This is a genomic window from Streptomyces sp. NPDC046860, assembly GCF_040645115.1.
GTDB lineage: Bacteria > Actinomycetota > Actinomycetes > Streptomycetales > Streptomycetaceae > Streptomyces.
In genome coordinates this window covers 59,413-66,365 of the sequence record NZ_JBEYXQ010000006.1, presented here as the reverse complement: position 1 = coordinate 66,365, position 6,953 = coordinate 59,413, and the positions used below count along the sequence as shown (strand labels likewise).

Below are 6,953 nucleotides of genomic sequence, written 5' to 3'. Positions count from 1 at the left end.
CTACCGCGGCGGCCCCCGCGTGGTGCGGGGGGGGGCCGGACATCGTGTCCGGCCCACCCGGGCTCCTCGCGTGTCCGCGGGATCAGCCGCCGTAGTGGGACGGCGGGAAGGGGTCCTCCTCCTCGCGCTCCCGGCGCGTCAGGTCACCGGTCCCCACCTCGCCCCGGTCCACCTGGCGGTCGATCTCGGCGCGCTCCTGCTCGTAGACGCGCTCGGGACTCTCCTGCTCGCGGACGGGCAGGCCGACGTCGCGCCGGTCCTCCTGCGTGCGTTCCTGGAGCTCGGTCTCGTCCGGACGGCGGGGCATACCACGCCCGTGCCCGCGGTCGGGATCGCCCTCGACCTTCTTGTTGGACTTGTGGTGGTGCGCCATGGGGATTCTCCTTGCCGCCGTCAGTCCTTCTTCGCCTCGGCGTCCTTGGTGTCGGCGCCCTCGGAGTCGGCGTCCTTGGACTCGGCCTTCTTCCTGCTTTGGGACGCGGTCTTCTTGGCGGCCGCCTTCTTGCCCGCACCCGCCTCGGCCTTCTCGCCCTTGTCGGACTTCTTGTCGCCGGGACCGCGCACGGTGACGTGCAGCGAGTCGTCCTTCACCTCGGCGACGATCGTGTCGCCGGGCTCGGTCTGACCGCTCAGCAGCAGCTCGGCGATGCGGTTGTCCAGCTCGGACTGGATCGTGCGGCGCAGCGGCCGGGCGCCGAACTCCGGCTGGTGGCCGTGGGCGATCAGCAGCTTCTTCGCCGCCTCCGTGACCTCCAGGTGCAGCCCCTGCGACTCCACCCGGCGCCGGCTCTGGGCCAGCAGGTGGTCGACGATCTGGGAGAGGTCGTCCTCGGTGAGGCTGTGGAAGATGATGATGTCGTCGATGCGGTTGAGGAACTCCGGCAGGAAGCGCCCGCGCAGCTCCTCCAGCAGGTCGTCCTTGATCTCGGACACGTCGCCCTGGTGGGCCAGGATCAGGTGGGCGCCGATGTTCGACGTCATGATGATGACGGTGTGCCGGAAGTCGACGGTGCGGCCCTGACCGTCGGTCAGCCGGCCGTCGTCCAGGATCTGCAGCAGGGTGCTGAACACATCCGGGTGCGCCTTCTCGATCTCGTCGAAGAGGATCACGCTGTACGGCTGGCGGCGGACCTTCTCGGTGAGCTGCCCGGCCTCCTCGTAGCCGATGTATCCGGGAGGCGCGCCGACGAGGCGGGAGACCGTGTGCTTCTCCTGGAACTCGCTCATGTCGAAGCGGATCATGCGGTCCTGGTCGCCGAACAGCAGCTCGGCGAGGGCCTTGGCGAGTTCGGTCTTGCCGACGCCCGTGGGGCCGAGGAAGAGGAAGGAGCCCACCGGGCGGTCGGGGTCGCCCATGCCGGCCCGGTTGCGGCGCACCGCCTGGGAGACGGCGGTGACGGCCTCGTTCTGCCCGACGATGCGGGCGTGCATCTCCTCCTCCAGGTTGAGCAGCCGCTCCTTCTCGCTGGCGGTGAGCTGCGAGACGGGGATGCCCGTGCGGCGGGAGACGATGTCGGCGATGTCGTCCGGCGTGACGGTGATGACGCCCTCGCGGCGCTCCTCGATCCCGGCGACCTCGGACTCCACCTCGGCGATCTTGCCCTTGAGCTCGCCTGCCTTCTCGTAGTCCTGGCCCGACACGGCCTCGTCCAGCTCGCGCTGGAGCTTGGCGATCTTGTCCTCGCGGGCGACGACCTCGGTGGAGCGGGCCGCACTGCGCAGCCGCACCCGGGCGCCGGCCTGGTCCATCAGGTCGATGGCCTTGTCGGGCAGGAAGCGGTCGGTGATGTAGCGGTCGGACAGCCCTGCGCATGCTTCCAGCGCCGAGTTCTCGAAGCGGACCTGGTGGTGGGCCTCGTAGGCGTCGCGCAGCCCTTCGAGGATCAGCACGGTCTCCGCCACGCTCGGCTCGGGCACCATGACGGGCTGGAAGCGGCGTTCGAGGGCCGCGTCCTTCTCGACGTACTTGCGGTACTCGTCGATGGTGGTCGCACCCACCACATGGAGTTCGCCGCGGGCGAGGGCGGGCTTGAGGATGTTGCCCGCGTCCATCGAGCCCTCACCGGTGGCGCCCGCGCCGACCACGGTGTGCAGTTCGTCGATGAAGAGGATGATCTCGCCCTCGGACGCCTGGACGTCCTCGATGACCTTCTTCAGACGCTCCTCGAACTGGCCGCGGTACTGGGCACCGGCCACCAGGCCGGACATGTCCAGGGCGATGACCCGCTTGTCCTTGAGGGTCTCGGGGACGTCGTTGATGACGATGCGCTGGGCGAGGCCCTCCACGATGGCGGTCTTGCCGACACCGGGTTCGCCGATCAGGACCGGGTTGTTCTTGGAGCGGCGGGAGAGGATCTCGACCGTCTGCTCGATCTCGTCGGCACGGCCGACCACCGGGTCCAGCTTGCCCTGCCGGGCCTCCTCGGTGAGGTCGCGGCCGAACTCGTCCAGGGTGCTGGTGGGACCCTGACCGCCGCGGCCCTGCTGGTCGTGGCGGGCGGCCTGTTCGGTGCGGGAGGCCAGCTTCCTGCCGTCGACGCCCTCGGAGGAGAGCAGCCGGCCGGCGCCGGAGTCGGCGTCGTCCAGCAGCGCGGCCAGGATGTGCTCCGGGCCGATGTAGGAGTTGCCGGCCGCCTGGGACTGGGCGAAGGCGTCGGCGAGAGTGCGCTTGGCCGCGGGGGTGAGCCCCGGCTCGGCGGACGGGGTGCCGGACTCGCCCGGCAGCACCGCGTCGATGGTCTGCGCGAGCTTGTCGGGGTCTACCCCGGCCTGGGCGAGCAGCCTGCGGCTGGGCTCGACCTTCGTCGCGGCCCACAGCAGATGCTGGGTGTCGAGGTCGGAGGTACCGTCCTCCTCCGCCTTGTTGGCGGCGAGGTTGAGCAGTTCCTGCGAGGACTCCGTCAGCAGCCTTCCGATGGGAACTCGCTGCACCGCGGGGGGAGATGAAGCCGGTGACATGCCGAAGAACCTGTTCAGCAGGTCGCTGAACGGGTCGGAGGAACCGAACGGTGAACCGAACGACATCGACATGGCAGCTCCTGGTGCGCGACGGATCAGGTTTTCACTGAACCCCGATGTCCAGGGCTCCGCAACCCGAGGACGGCGGGCTCCCCCAAGGGTTTCCGGGCTTTCTCCGACCCCCTTCGCGGATACCTGTCGGACGCTTTCCGTCCTCTCTCATGTGCCGTCTTTCTCACGTGAACGAGTCCTCCGCACCGGTCACTCTCCGTTGCCCGCGCGGACGAAGCGCATTCTGCCTAGACTCGGAATCCGAACGGCCGGGGGGAGACGAATCGGAGCCAGGGCATGGGAGTCTGGGCATGAGCGAACGTGCGGGCGTTGCGAGATCGGCCTGGTGGGCCGGACACGATCCCGTCTTGGAGCTCCAGCAGTTGTGGGGTGAGGTCAGCCGCCTGGTGGAGCAGTCCGCGCAACCGGCCGAGCCGGCCCGGCACTGGATGCCGCTGGTCGAGGAGGAGGACGCGGGCGACGCCTATCTGGTCCGCGCCGAACTGCCGGGAATTCCGCGGGAGAGCGTGAACATCGAGGTGGACGGCCGCGAACTCCACATTCACGGCGCGCTCGACGAGAACGCCGGCGGAAAGGCGCTGCGCCGCAGGTCGGGCAGTTTCTCCTACGGGGTCCGGGTACCCGGTGACGTCGATGTCGACGCCGTACAGGCAGACCTCTCCGACGGAGTTCTCACGGTACGGCTGCCGAAATCCCAGGGGGCCACCCGGCGCTCGATCGAGATCGGTTTCTGACGGAGACCCACCCTCATTCGACGGGGGTCACCATCGCCCGGCTCATCACAACTCCCTTGGTCCGGGGGCTCAGAGGTCGGGGCGGGCGCTGTTCTCAGCGGACGCCGGGCGGGGGCGGCGCGGCGCGGCGGCTCCGGGGCGTCTGCGGCCCCGGCCGCGTCTGGCGCGGTCGTCGGCCAGCACGGCACGGCTGAGCCTGCCCAGCAGGTCGTAGGCGCGGTGCTCGGCGGCGGCGATGGCGCCCGGGTCGACGCCGGTGGGCTTCAGCTCGCCGTTCGCCGCCTCCTTGGCCTCGTACAGCTCGACGGCGGACGCGGCCAGTTGCACCTGGGCGACACGGCGCCGCGCCGCCGTGCTGTGCAGGGCGTGCTCGGCCTGGTCCGACACCACGCCGCACAGGTGGAGCGCCTCCCGCATCCGTACGGCGGCGCGGCCGTGGACCAGCAGCAGGGCGCAGATCAGGCCGACGCTGATGCCGATGACGCTGCCGATGACCCGGTCGTGCAGCAGGCGTGAGGCGGAGACGGGCGAGGAGAGTTCGCTCAGCAGCAGGGCGAGCGGGGTGAGGAAGACGACGCCGAGGCCGTAGTTGCGGGCGACGACGTACTCCAGGAAGAACTCGAAGACGATGATCAGGCAGACGATCGCCACCGGACCGGGGTGGGTGACGAGGACGGCGCTGGTCAGGAGCAGGCCGATGGCGGTGCCGAGGGTGCGCTGCACGGCTCGCTGCACGGTGCTCCACACGTTGATCGAGTGCAGCACGGCGGCGGCGGAGATCGCGGCCCAGTAGCTGTGGCCGACGCCGAGGAAGAGGGCGATGCCGCCCGCGGCGGCGGTGCCGACGAAGGTGCGTACGGCGGTCGGCAGCAGGGCGGCGGCTCGGCGGCGGCGCCGTCCGCGTGGCCTGCCGTGCCCGCCGTCGCCCCGCGCGGCCGGGGCGCGCGGCACCGGCGGCCGGGTCTCGGGCGGTACGGGCGGTACGGGCGGGGCGGCGGCGGGACGGACGGGCGGGGTGTCGGCGGCGTGGGAGCGGCCGGAGCCGTCGAGCAGTTCCTCGGGCAGCGGCAGCAGGGTGTGCCAGCGGCGGTCGGCGAGCATCCGCGCCTGCCGGCGCAGGTGCCCCGCGACGACCGCGCCCTCGGCGTCGCGCCAGGTGTCGGTGGTCAGCAGGGCCCAGACGTAGTCGGCGGAGTAGCCGGCGGACACGGGCCGGTCGGAGGGCCGCCGGACGATGCCGAGGACGCCCGCCGCGCCGTCGTCGGGGTCGCTCAGGGCGTGGTGGGCGCGCAGGGCGGCCACGATGGCCTGGTGGCGGGCCTTGGAGGTCTCGATCGGCCCGGCGGCCTCCAGGGCGCGGGCGAAGCACTCCAGGGCGTCCGCGAGCGCGAGCCGCTGGAGCCGCTGGGGCTGGAGGGAGTTGGGCAGGCAGACCAGCCAGGCGATGGCGGCGCCGAGCGCGGTGAGCGCGGTGTGCGGCAGTACGTCGGCGAGGCCGGGGGTGCCCTCGGCGGTGATGGCGAAGGCGACCAGGATCAGGACGGCGCCGAGGCCGCGCAGCCCGGCGTAGTCACAGCCGAACTTGGCCAGTCCGGCGACCGCGGCCATCCCCGCCACGGCGGCCACGCCCTGGTTCCAGGGCCCCGAGGGGCCCACCCAGACGGCCAGCAGGGAGCCGAGTCCCACGGCGGCCGTCATCGCCAGGGCGACGAGCGCGAGCACCCACAGCCGGCCGCGGCGGCGCAGCGGCAGGCTGCGCTCGAAGGTGATGGTGAAGGCGCCGAGCGCCGGGAAGACCGCGAGGTTCGGGTGGCCGAGCAGCACCAGCGGCAGGGTGGGCAGCGCCATGGTGAGCGCGGCCCGCAGCGCGAAAGGGAGCGCCCCGCTGACCTGAGCCATGGCGAACGAGCCGCGTGGCGAGAGAACACGGGCCAGTCCAGCGATGAGCTGAGAGGTGTTGCCGCGGTTCATAGATCACTAACTCTAGCAAATCGGGGAGGACGCACGGCCCTCGCGCAATACCTTCGGTGAATTGCCGGGCATTTCCCTGAGGGGGTCCGGCATTGTGTGAATTCGCATACGGTCCGACGGGCGCGGGAGCGGCTCACGGACCCTCGCCGCCCGGCGCCGAGGGGGTCCGGGCGGGCGGGCCGGAGCACGGCGGACGGCTGCGCCGATTGGCTTTTCCGTCTGCGGTCGGGTACACCCATGACGTGCTGTTTCGCCAACTCGAATACCTCGTCGCCCTGTCGAGGGAACACCATTTCGCCCGCGCCGCCCAGGCGTGCTCCGTCTCCCAGCCCGCGCTCTCCGAGGCGATCCGGAAGCTGGAGGACGAGCTTGACGTGCCGTTGGTCCGCCGCGGCCGCAAATACGAGGGGCTCACCCCGGAGGGCGAGCGCATCGTCGTGTGGGCGCAGCGGATTCTCGCGGACCGCGACGCGCTGCGGGACGAGGTCGGCGCCCTGCGCTGCGGGCTCAGCGGCCGGATGCGGATCGGCTCGGTGCCGACGGCGTCCGCGGCCGTCTCCCTGCTGACCGGACCTTTCTGCACGGAGCATCCGCTGGTCACCGTGGAAGTGATAGCGGACCTCCAGTCGGAGGACATTCTCCGCCAGCTCCAGAATTTCGAGATCGACGCCGGAATCACGTATCTGCCGCAAGAGCTCTCCGGGCATTTCCACGCCATTCCGTTGTACGAGGAACGTTATGTGCTGCTGATCACCGCGGCCGACGGTCTGGCGCACCAGTCGACGGCGACGTGGGCGGAGGCCGCCCGGCTGCCGCTGTGTCTGCTGAACGAGTCGATGCAGGGCCGGCGGGTGCTGGACGACGTGTTCGCCAAGGCCGGGGCGAAGCCGGCGCCCAGGGTGGAGACGGACTCCGTCGCCGCTCTGTTCGCGCACGTCAGGACCGGCCGGTGGGCGAGTGTCGTGCCGCACGCCTGGCTGCACGTGTTCGGTGTGCCGCACGGCATGCGGGCGGTGCCGCTGGTGGAGCCGGACTGGACGGTCCCGGTCGGCCTGGTGACGACGTCCCAGCAGCCCGGGTCGGTGATGGCCCGCGCGCTGACCGAGATCGCCACGGAGACCGACGTGGCCGGCGCCCTGGAGCGGCTGCCCGGCGGGCCCGCGCTGCCGCTCGCGTAGCACCGGCCGTGGCCGCGCCCGGGAAGGCGCGGCCACCGGG

General features: G+C 71.4%; 5 protein-coding genes. 2 read left to right on the top strand and 3 right to left on the bottom strand.

Translation table 11 applies throughout. The features are described from left to right. Window positions 1-82 precede the first annotated feature (82 nt). Both ABZ898_RS11085 and ABZ898_RS11080 read right to left on the bottom strand, forming a co-directional pair. The gene (locus tag ABZ898_RS11085; RefSeq protein WP_361655725.1) at window positions 83-373 is read right to left on the bottom strand and encodes a hypothetical protein; all 291 of its coding nucleotides are present in this window, start codon (window positions 371-373) and stop codon (window positions 83-85) included. A 20-nt stretch (window positions 374-393) separates the two neighbouring features. Beyond that, complete coding sequence (locus tag ABZ898_RS11080; protein WP_361655722.1) at window positions 394-3,030, bottom strand: AAA family ATPase; 2,637 nt, start codon at window positions 3,028-3,030, stop codon at window positions 394-396. 347 nt (window positions 3,031-3,377) lie between these two features. On the opposite strand from ABZ898_RS11080, the gene ABZ898_RS11075 reads away from it, so the two are divergent. After that, entirely contained in the window at window positions 3,378-3,764 is a 387-nt protein-coding gene (locus ABZ898_RS11075) for an Hsp20/alpha crystallin family protein (protein WP_361655719.1), read from the top strand. A 69-nt stretch (window positions 3,765-3,833) separates the two neighbouring features. Here the strand turns inward: ABZ898_RS11075 and ABZ898_RS11070 are convergent, their stop codons facing one another. After that, window positions 3,834-5,735 carry an FUSC family protein gene (locus ABZ898_RS11070; RefSeq protein ID WP_361655717.1) on the bottom strand — a complete coding sequence of 634 codons (1,902 nt, stop codon included), beginning with the start codon at window positions 5,733-5,735 and terminating at the stop codon, window positions 3,834-3,836. A gap of 242 nt (window positions 5,736-5,977) precedes the next feature. On the opposite strand from ABZ898_RS11070, the gene ABZ898_RS11065 reads away from it, so the two are divergent. Next, the gene (locus ABZ898_RS11065; protein ID WP_361655714.1) at window positions 5,978-6,913 is read left to right on the top strand and encodes a LysR family transcriptional regulator; all 936 of its coding nucleotides are present in this window, start codon (window positions 5,978-5,980) and stop codon (window positions 6,911-6,913) included. Window positions 6,914-6,953 lie beyond the last annotated feature (40 nt).

Coding starts and splice junctions, on each gene's coding strand:
- ABZ898_RS11085 (WP_361655725.1), bottom strand. CDS start 373: ATGGCGCACCACCACAAGTCCAACAAGAAGGTCGAGGGCGATCCCGAC.
- ABZ898_RS11080 (WP_361655722.1), bottom strand. CDS start 3,030: ATGTCGATGTCGTTCGGTTCACCGTTCGGTTCCTCCGACCCGTTCAGC.
- ABZ898_RS11070 (WP_361655717.1), bottom strand. CDS start 5,735: ATGAACCGCGGCAACACCTCTCAGCTCATCGCTGGACTGGCCCGTGTT.